The sequence below is a fragment of the Alkalihalobacterium sp. APHAB7 genome, from assembly GCF_048323755.1.
GTDB lineage: Bacteria > Bacillota > Bacilli > Bacillales > Bacillaceae_F > Alkalihalobacterium.
In genome coordinates this window covers 1-13548 of sequence record NZ_JBLWFS010000049.1, presented here as the reverse complement: position 1 = coordinate 13548, position 13548 = coordinate 1, and the positions used below count along the sequence as shown (strand labels likewise).

Below are 13548 nucleotides of genomic sequence, written 5' to 3'. Positions count from 1 at the left end.
TTCGATGTTGCAACAGGACGTTGCGTTCTTAATCGAAGTTCATTCATCACTGTGACGTTTTAAAACATTGACGAGATATCATGTATCTCATTTATTTCGCTTGGCTTTTTGTTCAGTTTTCAAAGAATTTTTTTGTTGTCGATTGATAACGACAAAATTAATTATATCATAATAATTAATTCTCTGCAACATTTTTTTTGAATGTTTCTTGTTCGCTCATTTCCTCACATTCTAACTTCGTGTTGCAACGACAAATATAATATTATTACAATATAACTTGTACGCAAGAACTTTATAGAAGTCATAAAAAGTACAGGAATTAACAGTAAAGTATAATAAATCTATACTGGAATTCTGTGCAATCATTTTATTTTTTAAAATGTTCTTTGCGACAGGTATATAAATTTATCACAGAGATAGAAAAAATGCAAGAAGAAATAATAAAACTCTTTTAACTTAGTACAAGTCCAATATGAACACCAGACACATCACAGAATTTATAATGTATTATATTACACTATTTAAAAGAAGCTATTAAGATATACTAATTATGTAATTGAATAGATTTAACCCCTTGTAATCTCTATGTAAACATTTTGTAATACTATTCTATTCAATACTTTCATAGGGATAGAGTTATAGACGAGCTTTCAAAAAACTATAATTACTAGGGGGAAATATATTATGAAAAAACTACTTTTTCTATTAACATTTCTAGCAGCTCTGCTTTTTGCTACACCTGCTTTTGGATATACGATTGAAAAAGGAGATACAATGTCAATGATTGCGCAGGAACACGGTTTATCATTAAAAGAATTAGCGGCAGCTAACCCACAAGTTAAAAATATAGATCTAATTTTTGTAGGACAACAAATTAATATACATATAGACAATCAAAAGAACAAGTCTTCTGAACCACAAAATGAAATAAATAAATTAAATGAAATAACAGATACTACCAAATATAATTTATCAAAAAAGGATCTAGATCTATTAGCTAGAATTGTACGAGCCGAAGCTCAAACAGAACCTTTCGAAGGTAAAGTCGCAGTTGCTGATGTTGTCTTAAATAGACTTGAAAGCCCACAATTTCCAGATACAATAAAAGAAGTAATTTATCAACCTAGACAATTCCAACCTGTTTCCAACGGACAAATTAATAAACCAGCAGATCAAGAGTCCATCGAAGCGGTAGTTGCAGCTTTAACGGATATGAGAAATATATCCCAAGATTCATTATTCTTCTATAACCCTGATATTGCTACAAGTCGTTGGTTGGATACAAGAGAGACAACCATTGTCATTGGTGCCCATGTATTCAAAAATTAATATTTAATATTTGGTAACTCCATTTAAACCGAAACAGTAGCTTTTAATAATCTATCTACACATTTATAAGAAAATAAAAAAGTGAGATATTTAAACTCTTGGTGAATTGTAAAACTATCACATATAGAACGTATATTTATATATAATATTAAGTCCCACCCTGCCAGAACTTCAATTTGAAATTAAATATAAAACAAAAAGCATTCTCTAAAGAATGCTTTTTGAGCTTAACTTCCGTGTTCAGAACAAGAACAAATTTAGCCTCTACGGTATTAGTATCTCTCTCAGCTTAATGTGTCACCACACTTCCACTCAAGACTATCAACCTCATCCTCTCTTGGGGGCTTACTTGACGTAATGAACTGGATAATAGTTCAAGGTTGATGATGTGCCTTTTGTAGAATGAACCGGACAGCTTTTTTTCATAAACGTATACTTGATTAACAACAAACTTGTCAGTCTACGGAAGATTTAAGGATTATAAAACAATAAAAATAACCCAAAATGGCTTTCCTCTTAGACCAATTTGGGTTACGTATTGTTATTAAGTAATGTACATATGTAAAATTCACATGGCGCACCCTAGAGGATTCGAACCTCTGACCGACGGCTTAGAAGGCCGTTGCTCTATCCTGCTGATAACGTTAATTTAACGGACATTGTACGTTCATTTATAACGCACATATGTAACGGTCATTTTCCGAACTTTCGACCGATTACATTATAACATAGAAGTATTCGAAAAAAAAGTAATATTCGCTTAGAGTTACACATCGTAATAGTAATCAGGCGCAAGCTCTCTACGCATTTGGTTAACCCTACGAAAAAGCACGCATATATGGTACGCTTTCGAGCCTAGCAGCCGTTTTAAGGCGTTCAATCTCATTCGCTAGGGGTATATAACCCCCGTACCTTTATAGCGCTCAAAACGGCTAGTAAGTCTAGTTTCGTACAATTATCTGAAAAGTCTTAGTGCTGCTCTTCTCTTCGCTTTCGGTACTTTGTATTGTACGGCTATTACTCGCCCTTCCTTCTGGTACGTTGCCATTACAGTAAACATAGGATAGCTGCGCTTAACCTTTTGCATTATGTTGCTGTCTTCTGTGTACGCAGCTAGGCAGTCTTTGTCTAGCGTCCATACTTCGTTATTCATTATTTACTCCCCTATCGGTAATAAAAAAAGAGACGCAGCAGCTATATAAGCCTCTGCGCCTGTCTTTCTACGTTATTTATTATAGTCATACGGTCTGTTTGCATACTCTTTTAGCGTTCTGCTGTAACTACCTAAGAAGTCTATCACGACCTGCGGCATTAGGTTGCTTTCACGCATAGCCTTTACTGTCTCTAGAGCTTCTTTTGCCTCTTGCACCCCTTCTGATAATCCTCTTTCATATAACTTTGAATGGATACGCCCTAGCTGCTGCTTTACTTGCTGCTTTTCGTCTTCATTAGCTAAAGCTATTACTTCGCTTGCTAGCTTTTGAATTGCCTCTGCTGCCTCTTTCGCAAGTATCGGCTCTTGTGTATCTAATAAGCTGCTCAGGGCCTCTAACGCCCTTTTTACGTTAGTTGCAAACGTAACGCTCGCTTGTATCTCTCGCATTTTTTCATTAAAGATTTCTGCGGTTACATCGTCTACCTTTTCTAGCGGTTGTACTAGCATTTGTTGCGCTGCCTTATGAGCGTTTTCTAGAGCCTCGTCCTTAGCTTTCTGCATATCGCTAGCAGCCTTCATTACGTCCTCTTCGAATTTTTGGGTTAACTCTAATAGCTTGCGCTGTTTCCCTTCACCAGATAGATTACGGGGTTTGCGTTAATAGCTGCTCTTTGCTCTTGGTAAGGGAGAACATGGAAATGTCGCATGTTAGTAGCTGCTGTAGTTTTTATGTCGTAAACTTTCATAAAGTTTTCTTTAATAGTCTCGATATAGTTGTTCATTTTGTTAGCCCCCTGTAGTGTGTGTGTAAATTAAATAAAAGCTACTAAGCTACTTTCACGTTCTATAGCGTCTGTAGCTAGCTCGTATAGTTCGTTACGATCTGCTTTTAATGAGTTATTAAACATGTTACTGTAAGCCCCTTTTGAGCTACTATACTACTAATAAAAGCCTTCTTAAGTTCTGTCTCTGTTCGTGCCTAAGTACATACCTCGAAAGGATACTACGCAGCTTTCTTGTACTTCTTCTAGTAGTTCCTTAATCGCTAGCATGGTCGCTTTTGACTTCGTTTCAGCTTCTATATACTGTGACGCTACTTTCACAAGTTCTTTTCCGCTATCGGTTACACGGTATATCCTTGCTCCTGCTGCGTACGCTTCACCTTTATCTACTGTGATCGTTTTTAAAGATATTAGTTAGCGTTCCATTATAAAAGCCCCTTTTGCTCGTACTCTTCTGCTGTTATTCGTACTTGCTCTATACGCCTTGTATCTAACTCGTAAGCGTTCATAATACGCAGTGTTGCTTGTTTGCTTAGCTTGCGTTCCTTACGTTCTACTTTTGAAATGTAGCTCAGTGAATAGCCTAGCATTTCAGCCGTATCTATCTGCCTGTGCGCTGCTGCTGCTCTAATGACTTTCAGCATAATAGCTGTGATCTCCATTCGCTCCTTCTCCTTTACTAGTACATACCGTCACAATACAAGTAAAAAAAGAGAAAGACGCTAGGGCTCTCTCTTTTTATGACGTATTGCTTTTGCATAACGTCTATAGCGCTTATATGAGACGCTCTAGGGAATGACGAGTTCCCTTACTTATAGGTACTTATAGCACGCTTTTACTTGGTGTCTTACACAAAAAAAGACTAGCTTTTTTCCCTATTTTGAGTGTTTCCGCTTGACAATTAGGTGTACGGACGACATTTTTCACAATATATAGTATACATTTAGTTCTTTAGGACACTAGATATAGATTGAGAGGATTTGCTCGTGTATAATGAGGACATAAACAAAACGCCTACTCGTCGGCACACGAATAAGCGTTTAGAAAGGTAGGTGAACATGTCTTGATGGACACAAACACCGTTATAGCAGTTTGCGCAATACTAGGTGTAATGATAAGCGTAATTAAACTGCTACTCGTTGATAAAAAGAATTAAGTTAAGGAAGCGTTTATAGTGGTGCAAACACTATAGCGCTTTTTTGCTTTAGAATTAGTATAGGCTATTAACTTTTACTCTATAACCTAACGGGTAATTATACTTTAATTTTAACATCATCTAGGGAAGTAGTCGACCCATTTTGTGGTGCAGGTAGTACGTTAAACTCTATATACGTTAAGAACAGGCTGTCTTTTGACATTCAAGGTTACAACATTAGTTTAATAATTCTAAACTAACCCTTAAACGAAATCCAAAACTTCTTAACGTAATCTTTTTCGACTGCAATTTGTAAATGGTCATAATCTTTTGATTTATTTTCCATTCTACTTAGTAAAATTATATTTCTTTCCTCTAAACGTTTGATATCCTCTTCGGCTGGTAAACGATTAGACTTTTCAGAGTTTTCCCCTTTATGACAGTATACTAAATTCCATAGATCATCAGAAAACATATATGACCAAGGAATAACATGGTCAACTGAAATATCATTCTCACTTATTTCTTCGTCGCAATAAAAACATTTTCGTTTACCGTCTACGAGCATTAAATCTAAGTGTTTATGAAACTTTTTTAGGGAGCTTCGTTTAATATTGTTTTCATCTATTGCTCGTACCTTTCTTGAAATACGTGGGCTATAATTAAACCCTTCTAACATTTGAGTCCATCTATAATTAATAACAGTAAATAAAAAGTCACTGTGCTCTTTAAGCGTTAATAGGTTCTCTTTTGTAAGAAACACCTTACCTTGGTTACGATCTAATTCATAAATTTCGTATGTATTTCGATTAAGGTTCATAAAACGCCAACTAACATCTTGTTTTAGTGTTTTTTCTATACTTTTTACGGTGAAGTCATACTGCGATGTTAATTCTACACCCTTAAAACTAATCTTTTCAAACCTAACTGGTTGAACGGTTTGTTGTTTTTCAAAATAAGATTTAATAAGCTTTTTAGTAAAAGTAACTATCTCAGGAGGTTTCTTTAAGTTCGGACTTTGTATTAAGTCAAAGAAAACCGTTTGGTTCTAATAATACTTTAGACATAGCTTCGCAATATCATTGAACTCAAACATAAAAACATCATTATTATCATCACAAATGTTAGTGTTCACTGATAACTCTACTAACGCTTTTCCCCATGCCATTTTATAAGTATTATCAAAGTTACAGTTTATTATTAAGTCATGCCACGTTTTTATATAATCGTTCATTTTTTCAACTCCTACCTTTGTTCCTATTTAGCCTCAAAAATAAAAACGTTAGTATTAAATTTTCTAACAATTACAGATTTCATAGATAATATCCTTTAAATCGTAGCCTTCACGTACATAAATGATTTTTACACCATTCTCCTCACATAGTTTACGTTTCCGCTCATCTCGTTCTTTAGTCTTTTGGAAACCCTCTTCTCCACCAAAAAAATCTACAGGTTGGTCGTGCTGCAATCCTTGGTATTCAATTGCCACTTTTAAGCTAGGGATAAATATATCTAAATGTTGCTTTCCTAAAAATGATAAACGCGCATGTTGGATAACCTTTCTGTCCTTGAAATGTTTTTTAATTTCCTGATATAACCTAGTTTCACTTACCCACCCCTCATTTACTTTAGGCACTTTTAATTCTTCTCTTGTCAAGTTTTCAGCTAGTCTAATTAACTCTTTTACTTCATTTTCAAATGGTTTCATCTTATGAAACTTCCAAAATACTAGGTTATCATTATTAAGGTCATGAGATTTATACAGTGAGGCAAAATTAGATCGGTTCGGGTCGTATTTATTACTGTATTTTTCCAATAGTGTCTGCTTTTTTTTGTTTTCCCCTTTTTCCATTAATTTTTCAAAATGATCTACAACCTGATATAGGTGATCGAAGCCAAATGAAGTTAGGTTAAGAGAGGAAAATAAAAACATGTAATCCTTCCGATTAAATTCTTCTAACCCATAAAGAAAACGATTTGCTTTATTATTAACTGCTCGAGATACGTCTGGCTTGTCAGTAAAATAAATATCCCATTCATCCACAAAGTCCTTATTTATATTACTTGCGTAATGATGGTACCCTTTTTGAACTGGAACGACATTTAAAATAATCTCTTTAAGTGGTGTAAACTTATTAATTGCTTTTAGACGTTCAATAACTTTATACCTGACCGCAAGGTACACTTGCTGCCGAATTTGAAAATCGTTAACCCATTGATGTTTATGTAATATCTTTTTCTCCAGTTCACGGTTACCTTGAAATAATTTGTCTTTCTTTTCTTGTTCAGAAGCATAATCATTAGTTAAAAAAGCCGCCTTTATATGCCCAGTTAATATTTTTAATTGGCGATTGTACTCTTTTTTAATATCTTTTAACGTTTCTAACTTTTCAAATGCTTCCAAGTCTTTTAAGAACAGTTTATCAAAATAATTTAGCCCTTCTTGTTTTCTTTTCTCGTGTTCAGCATACTTCTGAAGGCGCTCTTTTTTCTTTCTTTTATTTCTTCTTTCTTTTTCTGCTTCCGCTTGTCTAACTTCTTCACAATGTCTTACAAAGGCTTTCTCCACGTTCTTTAAATTTACATTTGATTTATATTCCGATGAGGAAAAAACTTTTGGGAGGTCAGGGTCATAACTAAACTGTGCATTAAACTGATAATGTTTAACAACACTCTTAAATAACTCCTTATCACTACACAAATTTTTATGGAATGACTGAACAATTTCTCTTACATATCGGTCTGGTTCTGCATTATAATGTTCAAGCTCAACAGGATGAACCTTTCCTAAAAATTCTTCAAACACATTCATGAATTCTCTGAACTTTGAATTACTCACCATTGCAACCCCTTATTAAAATTAAAAATTAAGATTAGGAAAAGTGTAATCAACTAATATAGTTATATTATACCATTTACAGTAATTACCTTGAATTTTTAAAAAGAGGTTTTTGAATTTGGATACAGAACATACATTCTTATATAATAAGGTAGTACATTTGTAAAAAGGAGTCGATATTATGACACTTAAAGATCGCGGAAATATCAAATGGACGGCGCTAATGCTGCCAGAACATGTGGGTATGTTGCGTCAATGGGCCGCCGATCTCGATAAAGTACCACGACCTGAATTAGACGAACAAGAGTGGCAAGAATTCGAAATTACAATTAGAGATGCTATGAGCGAAAATAACGCATTAACTATTAAGTATTGGGAAAACGGATATTATAAGACGTTAGTCGGTCGAGTACATTACGTTGATATGAACGGAAAACAATTTCGGATAGTTGACGAGTTTGACGAGAGGTATTACGTAGCTTTTGCGGATATTATCGCGGTAAATATTTTGTAGCGGTATTCGGGATAATGTTCGATGAAGGAATATGCAAGCTGCGGTTTAGCTTGTCTTTCAATTTGATCGACCAACTTTTGTATGCGGAAATTAATTGAGAAGTCTTTCGCAATATCTAAGCTAGGAATATCGGTAACAACATAGAAAGGTTGTAGTTGAGGGTATTTCGCGAAGTATGGAATTAGTTCGTGGTAATACAGTTTATCGAAGTCTCGCTTTTCATATACGCAATCTCGCCAATGGGAGCCGATCGTTTCGGTAAGCGTTCTGTCGATGAGGTAACGTAAGGTCGTTTCAATTTCGTATAACTGGCGGTATGCTTTAGTCATTTTCGCGGGGGATTGAGGATATTTCGTAAACATCGGGGACACCTCGTTTTTATTTTCATTAAATTGAACACTCTTCACAATAAATATTAGCCTAATTTTTGGAGATAATAAAGTTAATTATTTGTGGAGGATTTGTAAATGACTCGTAAAAAACGGCGGACTAAAGAAGTTAATTTACTAGCTGATTATGTACCACCTGGAATATTTTTTATCGCAGCACTGACTTGTTTATTCGACAATCCAAACGACATATCTGCGGCACTAGTGTATTTGACAATCTGCCTATTATCGTTAGGCTACATATTCCATAAGCTTGATTTACCTCGATTTAGGTTTAAGTTTTTTTCAACTGTAAGTACTAAACGCCCACTTAGAACGACTAATTTTGATAAAATGAACGGACATGAATTCGAACACTTTCTCGCCCCACTCTTTCGCAAACAAGGGTATATAGTAGAGGTTACTCGTGGTTCGGGTGACTTTGGAGCGGATTTAGTTTTACGAAATATGAAAGGAAAAAAGACCGTTGTTCAAGCGAAGCGCTATTCGTCTAATATCGGGGTTTCCGCAATACAGGAAATAGTTGCAGCAAAGCCAATGTATAAAGCTACTAACGCAATAGTCGTATCTAACCGATATTTCACACCAGCAGCCGAGAAACTCGCAAAAGCTAACGGTGTAAAGCTAATTGATCGAGATGAGTTAATACGTATGATGAAATTTGAAAAACAAACGGGTCTGTCGATTGTACAACGAGTGTTGGTGTTGCTACGGTTGCGGACGCAATGACGAAGAAAGGACGCTCACAATTGAGTGTCTTTTTTAACGATTTAATATCTAGATATCCATTTGATAGATCGTTATACTAAGTTTATTAGTTTAGTAGGAGGTTATTTAAGTTGCTAACAACTTCTAATTTAGAGTTTATAAAAACTAGTCGGGATATATGTATCGAGTTGATTAAAAAATACGCTATTCAATACAAAGGAAAAGAACACTATGATTTATTAGGTGCAAGTTGTATTATGTCAGCAACAAATACGGTTGACACTCTCATTAATTCATCTAACTATCTCAACGGAAAGTTTCTTATGCCAGATGAAATACATTTAGATCGTTTAGTTGAATGGTTTATAAAAAACAAGGATTTATGTGATCCCGTAATACTCAAGCTCTACTTTGCAAGCTACATAAAGAAAAAAATAAATTACATCTATCGTTCTATTAATAGAAATGAGCTTTCTACGTCTAATACCATAATGGGAAACGAGGAAAGTCAAAGAGAATTCAAAAAACAAATTAACCGTCGGAAAAAGATTGGGGTAAAAGTAATTCGACAAGATAAATAATATTATTTTTTAACTATATACATCGACTGCTAAGAGATTTAGGATGAATTATAAAAGGGCGCTCAAAATGGGCGCCTGTTAAACGTATTTTCGAAAAAATCGTTATTATTTATACAATCGCAATCACCTACAGAATGACTTGCGCAAGACGGACAATACCAATTACCCCAGCGTGGACATTCCTCGCCGCTATCGTGGTAATGCGTTCCTTCCTCGACATAATCACCGCAATTATCGCAAACTACCTCAGACATTAATCCACCTCCTTTATTGCGAATATATGGACAATGATTAACGTTTAGACCTTAATTTAATGCACATTCCCAAGGCAAAGAACTAACTTTCCGCCACTCTTACCACTTTGGCTCGTTTGCGTTATCTTTATCTGCGGCTACGGCTTCCCCATTGTGTACATTCTTTACCGCTGCTAGATATTGCTCTTTTAGTTCCCTGCGCTCTTCTACTTTCCTATAGCTATTGTCGTACCTAGCTTGTACGTTTGGATACTTTTCAAAAAACTCCTTCCTTTCTAACGGCTCTAGCGGTATATAAAGATTACCTTTCTTTCTCCGTACTACTCGTATTAGCTCTAGCTCTTCTAGCGACTTAATATGTTTATCTATCGTACTTTCTGTACTTGCGCAGTCTGCTGCTAGTAAAGTCATGCTAGGATATGCGCATTTTTTATCTGTATTGTAGTAATGAGCTATAAGCATATATAAAGTCTCTGCGCCCTTCTTAAAGTTTGGATGGTGTCTATACTGTAGTAAATCAAGTGGAAAAGGTATGAATCCTTTTTTCCTTTTCTCCGTCTTGTCAAAGACTTTTCTTTTCATCTCTATTCCCCCTATTGTAATTGTCGCAGTTTTGTTAACTACTCAAATACATAGGCGCTATAAGATTTATTATTTGGTACTCTAATTTTTATAGTACGGCTATAATTCTTTTATTACTCTTCTTCTCTTTCTCATCAGTACTTAGTATTTTTTATACAAGTTAATGCGTTAGCAGTTGCTTTAGCAACTCGAATAATATAATTATTATTAACGTAATTCTTAGTACACTAAATCTTATTAAGTAATTCTTATTTAGTACTAATATTTAGAGTAAACAACTATAATAAATAGGGTACGTACATATAAAACTTATAGTTTATTACTCTAAAATTTATAGTACTCATGAGGGGTTGGGACGCCCATTTGACAAAGTTACCAAAGTATGTATTTATACTAATTTGACAAAGTGAGAAAAGTATGTACTACTCTTATATTTAATAGGCGCTCGCTGTGTCTTAGTTCGGTTATATTGCAGCAAAAAAATACCGCACATACCAATTAAGAGCGCTTTACATTCTCCCTATGTGCGTTATCTTACGTACAAATCTAATTCCGTTATGGCGTATATGTTGGGCGTCCTACTGCCGCTTAGCATATGCGTTCTTTTTATAAGGAAAATATGGTAATATTCAGTTATTCAACTAACGAGGCGTTTAATGAAAGATAATGTATAAAAGAAAGAGGAGAAAAATGAACATAGGAAGAAATGAGAAATGTCCATGTAAATCAGGGAAAAAGTTTAAAAACTGTTGTATAAACGATCCTAAATATGCTTCAACACAAGCCAATAACGGAATACCTAGAAAATATATGAGTGAGTTTGCACTTCATACGTATTCCTCGCAAGTTTCCATTGTCTACCCAAAATTATTAGAAACTGTCGAAGTATCAAATTCTGCGTTTCATATATATATGATAAATAAAATTAAAAGATTAAGTTTTGTAGAAAACAGCATAAAAGTGCTTGATACTCATGTCGAAGTTCAAATAAAACATGGAGTAACTATAATAGATAAAATTGAAACAATTAAGATACCATTAAACGATAATGCTGTTGCATATGAGTTTGAAGGTGACAAAATTTTACTTATGAAAGATGGATGTGGTGGAGGGCTTAAAGCAGACATACTATGGCTATATTCAGCTTTTTCTACCGCACAGCTGAATTGTGAGGTATTATATGTTGGACAATCATACGGAAAAAAGGGTGATCGAGACGCATTAAATAGGTTAAAATCCCATGAAACTCTTCAAAGGGTAATGGCTGATATTTCATATGAGGACATAAACTCCGAAATAGCAATTACTTTGTGGGAGTTCACACCACGCTTAATTACTTCGATGGATGGGCGAAATGATTTTCAAGTTACGGAAGAAGAAGATCTGCAACATTTTAAGAAAGTCTTATCAGCACCTCCGTTATTTGTAGATAACCAAATTATTAATATTACAGAGGCTGCATTAATTAATTATTTTAAACCTAAATATAACGATAAGTTTAAGAATAACTTCCCAGATGTTACACATAAAGGATACAAATTCTACTATAACTATGACTACAATGCTATTACAGTAGAATTAGACCCATCTTGTGTTAATATAGAAATTCATTCTAAACATACAGGCTATAGTCAATTTTCTCCTGTTAAGTATTTGCTAAATTCAGAGGAAAAAAGAAAGTCTATGTTTGTTTTATAATGTACTTTGAATAACTTTACTTCGTTAAATTTTTAAAGAATTAGTACTGCGGTTTATTATTCTTATTCAGTTAATGGGTGCGTTAGTTTAAGAAACCATTTGGCGTATATGTTAGGCGTCTTACTGCCGATTAGCATATGCGCTCTTTTTTTACCCCTTGAGTTAAAAAATATATTGCGTAATTTGTGGCCGGTAGTCGTAGAGGGCGTGCTATAGGGCTTGGGGGGTTACGGCTTTTTTTGCAGCTTGTGGCACTTATATTTCCTCTGTATTCAATCTTTTACGCAAGTTAGTACAAATCTTTAACGATTAAAGAAAGAGCGCCTAAACAGAAGGAAAAGAGCTTTCAATAACATTCTGCTTTCGTTATTCTTTTCACTGCTCCTGCTCTTTTAACTTCACTAACAAGCGCAGCAGGTATCTAAAATAATGTAATACATTAGGTATTAGGTAAGTGTATGTATAAGTATGCGTAGTCTTGTACCGTCCTATAGCGCCCTATTTTCTCTAGTAATTTACATAGACTTTACTGTCGTAATACCTAGCGCCCTGTAAACAAATACAAGATTATTTCCCCTACTAGCAGCTGCCCCTTGTTCCCCTAGCTCGCCTATAGCGTACTGATGCGCCCTATACAGTGTCATATAGTGCCGCATATATAAGCGCATAAAAACACGTATAAGCCTATATGCAGGCGTGTATAAAGGTATATAGGCATACAAAAAGAGCGCCTATTTAGCGCCCTGTAGCCTTTACATTACTATTTACTTACTAGCTTCCTTTTAGCTCTTATAAGCGTGCTTTTACTTATACCTGTTACCTCTTCTACTTGTTTATAGGATTGCGTTTCTAATAGCTTTAGCGCATGCTCTATCTGCTTTTTACTATACTTATTCGGTCTACCTTCTCGAAAGTCTTCACGCTGCTTAGCTATTGCCTTGCCTTCCTGTGTGCGCTCTACTATCATATCTCTTTCAAACTCTGCAAAGGCGCTCATAACATTAAATACTAGTCTACCAGTAGGCGTGTCCTCCACTAGCCCCATGTTTAATACGTGTACTTTTACGCCTTTCTCGAATAGCTTCTTTACTGTGTTTATTGCGTCTACTGTTGAGCGGAGGATTGGGGAAGCGCAAAATGAGTAAAAAGATATTTACAGAAAAAGAGAGATCTTTGTTGTCAAAGAATCCGTATGTAAAATCTATTAGTTCCAAAGGGATAACACAAATGAATTCAAACGTCATTTTATCGCAGAAAATGAGAACGGCAAATTACCGAGAATGATTTTTGAAGAATGTGGATTTGATACAGAGATTGTCGGTATTGAACGAATAAAATCAGCCTCAAAACGGTGGCGTGCTGCCTATCAAGCGTGTGGAATAGATGGTTTAGAAGATACACGTAAAGGAAATTCAGGACGACCACGTGAAGGGGAACTCTCTTTAGAGGAAAAGAACGCTCGACTTCAAGCTCAAATTAACCTACTGAAAGCCGAGAATGAATTGTTAAAAAAGCTCGATTTAGCCGAAAGGAGGATAAAGGGGAAGAAATAACCATTTCAGCTGAACAAAAGTATCTATT

The 13548-nt window shown here is 35.1% G+C and carries 14 protein-coding genes and 2 pseudogenes; 6 read left to right on the top strand and 10 right to left on the bottom strand.

Going from position 1 to position 13548, the window contains the following annotated elements; translation table 11 throughout:
- Positions 1-684 precede the first annotated feature (684 nt).
- Positions 685-1329 carry a cell wall hydrolase gene (locus ACNSTQ_RS22580; RefSeq protein ID WP_418201999.1) on the top strand — a complete coding sequence of 215 codons (645 nt, stop codon included), beginning with the start codon at positions 685-687 and terminating at the stop codon, positions 1327-1329.
- Between the two features lie 955 nt (positions 1330-2284).
- On the opposite strand, the gene ACNSTQ_RS22575 is transcribed toward ACNSTQ_RS22580, so the two are convergent.
- The 7 genes from ACNSTQ_RS22575 to ACNSTQ_RS22545 form a co-directional block, all read right to left on the bottom strand.
- Positions 2285-2482 carry a hypothetical protein gene (locus ACNSTQ_RS22575; protein ID WP_418201998.1) on the bottom strand — a complete coding sequence of 66 codons (198 nt, stop codon included), beginning with the start codon at positions 2480-2482 and terminating at the stop codon, positions 2285-2287.
- A 72-nt stretch (positions 2483-2554) separates the two neighbouring features.
- Complete coding sequence (locus ACNSTQ_RS22570; RefSeq protein ID WP_418201997.1) at positions 2555-3064, bottom strand: hypothetical protein; 510 nt, start codon at positions 3062-3064, stop codon at positions 2555-2557.
- Between the two features lie 29 nt (positions 3065-3093).
- Positions 3094-3267, bottom strand: coding sequence for a hypothetical protein (locus ACNSTQ_RS22565; RefSeq protein WP_418201996.1), 174 nt, complete (start codon positions 3265-3267; stop codon positions 3094-3096).
- 425 nt (positions 3268-3692) lie between these two features.
- The gene (locus tag ACNSTQ_RS22560; RefSeq protein ID WP_418201995.1) at positions 3693-3929 is read right to left on the bottom strand and encodes a helix-turn-helix domain-containing protein; all 237 of its coding nucleotides are present in this window, start codon (positions 3927-3929) and stop codon (positions 3693-3695) included.
- A gap of 729 nt (positions 3930-4658) precedes the next feature.
- Positions 4659-5222 (bottom strand): HNH endonuclease domain-containing protein, encoded by a 564-nt coding sequence (locus ACNSTQ_RS22555; protein WP_418201994.1) that lies wholly within the window; start codon positions 5220-5222, stop codon positions 4659-4661.
- 228 nt (positions 5223-5450) lie between these two features.
- Positions 5451-5636 carry a hypothetical protein gene (locus ACNSTQ_RS22550; RefSeq protein ID WP_418201993.1) on the bottom strand — a complete coding sequence of 62 codons (186 nt, stop codon included), beginning with the start codon at positions 5634-5636 and terminating at the stop codon, positions 5451-5453.
- Positions 5637-5699: 63 nt separating this feature from the next.
- Positions 5700-7241, bottom strand: coding sequence for a hypothetical protein (locus ACNSTQ_RS22545; RefSeq protein WP_418201992.1), 1542 nt, complete (start codon positions 7239-7241; stop codon positions 5700-5702).
- A 181-nt stretch (positions 7242-7422) separates the two neighbouring features.
- Here ACNSTQ_RS22545 and ACNSTQ_RS22540 point away from each other — a divergent pair, with 181 nt between their 5' ends.
- Positions 7423-7755 (top strand): YolD-like family protein, encoded by a 333-nt coding sequence (locus ACNSTQ_RS22540; RefSeq protein ID WP_418201991.1) that lies wholly within the window; start codon positions 7423-7425, stop codon positions 7753-7755.
- Here ACNSTQ_RS22540 and ACNSTQ_RS22535 read toward each other — a convergent pair.
- Complete coding sequence (locus ACNSTQ_RS22535; protein WP_418201990.1) at positions 7713-8117, bottom strand: hypothetical protein; 405 nt, start codon at positions 8115-8117, stop codon at positions 7713-7715. The genes ACNSTQ_RS22540 and ACNSTQ_RS22535 overlap by 43 nt on opposite strands.
- A 105-nt stretch (positions 8118-8222) precedes the next feature.
- Between ACNSTQ_RS22535 and ACNSTQ_RS22530 the strand changes: the two genes are divergently transcribed.
- Positions 8223-8873, top strand: a complete 651-nt coding sequence (locus tag ACNSTQ_RS22530; RefSeq protein ID WP_418201989.1) for a restriction endonuclease — start codon at positions 8223-8225, stop codon at positions 8871-8873.
- A 110-nt stretch (positions 8874-8983) separates the two neighbouring features.
- The gene (locus ACNSTQ_RS22525) at positions 8984-9433 is read left to right on the top strand and encodes a hypothetical protein (protein WP_418201988.1); all 450 of its coding nucleotides are present in this window, start codon (positions 8984-8986) and stop codon (positions 9431-9433) included.
- Positions 9434-9786: 353 nt separating this feature from the next.
- Here ACNSTQ_RS22525 and ACNSTQ_RS22520 read toward each other — a convergent pair whose 3' ends face one another.
- Positions 9787-10269, bottom strand: coding sequence for a helix-turn-helix domain-containing protein (locus tag ACNSTQ_RS22520; RefSeq protein WP_418201987.1), 483 nt, complete (start codon positions 10267-10269; stop codon positions 9787-9789).
- Between the two features lie 690 nt (positions 10270-10959).
- Here ACNSTQ_RS22520 and ACNSTQ_RS22515 point away from each other — a divergent pair.
- Complete coding sequence (locus tag ACNSTQ_RS22515) at positions 10960-11967, top strand: YecA family protein (protein ID WP_418201986.1); 1008 nt, start codon at positions 10960-10962, stop codon at positions 11965-11967.
- Positions 11968-12727: 760 nt separating this feature from the next.
- On the opposite strand, the pseudogene ACNSTQ_RS22510 reads toward ACNSTQ_RS22515, so the two are convergent.
- Positions 12728-13084 (bottom strand): annotated as a pseudogene (locus ACNSTQ_RS22510) (recombinase family protein); the annotation flags it as partial.
- Between the two features lie 20 nt (positions 13085-13104).
- Here ACNSTQ_RS22510 and ACNSTQ_RS22505 point away from each other — a divergent pair.
- Positions 13105-13481: pseudogene (locus ACNSTQ_RS22505) on the top strand (HTH domain-containing protein); the annotation flags it as partial.
- Positions 13482-13548 lie beyond the last annotated feature (67 nt).

Coding starts and splice junctions, on each gene's coding strand:
- ACNSTQ_RS22570 (WP_418201997.1), bottom strand. CDS start 3,064: ATGAAGGCTGCTAGCGATATGCAGAAAGCTAAGGACGAGGCTCTAGAA.
- ACNSTQ_RS22560 (WP_418201995.1), bottom strand. CDS start 3,929: ATGGAGATCACAGCTATTATGCTGAAAGTCATTAGAGCAGCAGCAGCG.
- ACNSTQ_RS22520 (WP_418201987.1), bottom strand. CDS start 10,269: ATGAAAAGAAAAGTCTTTGACAAGACGGAGAAAAGGAAAAAAGGATTC.
- ACNSTQ_RS22515 (WP_418201986.1), top strand. CDS start 10,960: ATGAACATAGGAAGAAATGAGAAATGTCCATGTAAATCAGGGAAAAAG.
- ACNSTQ_RS22550 (WP_418201993.1), bottom strand. CDS start 5,636: ATGAACGATTATATAAAAACGTGGCATGACTTAATAATAAACTGTAAC.
- ACNSTQ_RS22565 (WP_418201996.1), bottom strand. CDS start 3,267: ATGAACAACTATATCGAGACTATTAAAGAAAACTTTATGAAAGTTTAC.
- ACNSTQ_RS22540 (WP_418201991.1), top strand. CDS start 7,423: ATGACACTTAAAGATCGCGGAAATATCAAATGGACGGCGCTAATGCTG.
- ACNSTQ_RS22555 (WP_418201994.1), bottom strand. CDS start 5,222: ATGAACCTTAATCGAAATACATACGAAATTTATGAATTAGATCGTAAC.
- ACNSTQ_RS22575 (WP_418201998.1), bottom strand. CDS start 2,482: ATGAATAACGAAGTATGGACGCTAGACAAAGACTGCCTAGCTGCGTAC.
- ACNSTQ_RS22530 (WP_418201989.1), top strand. CDS start 8,223: ATGACTCGTAAAAAACGGCGGACTAAAGAAGTTAATTTACTAGCTGAT.
- ACNSTQ_RS22535 (WP_418201990.1), bottom strand. CDS start 8,117: ATGTTTACGAAATATCCTCAATCCCCCGCGAAAATGACTAAAGCATAC.
- ACNSTQ_RS22580 (WP_418201999.1), top strand. CDS start 685: ATGAAAAAACTACTTTTTCTATTAACATTTCTAGCAGCTCTGCTTTTT.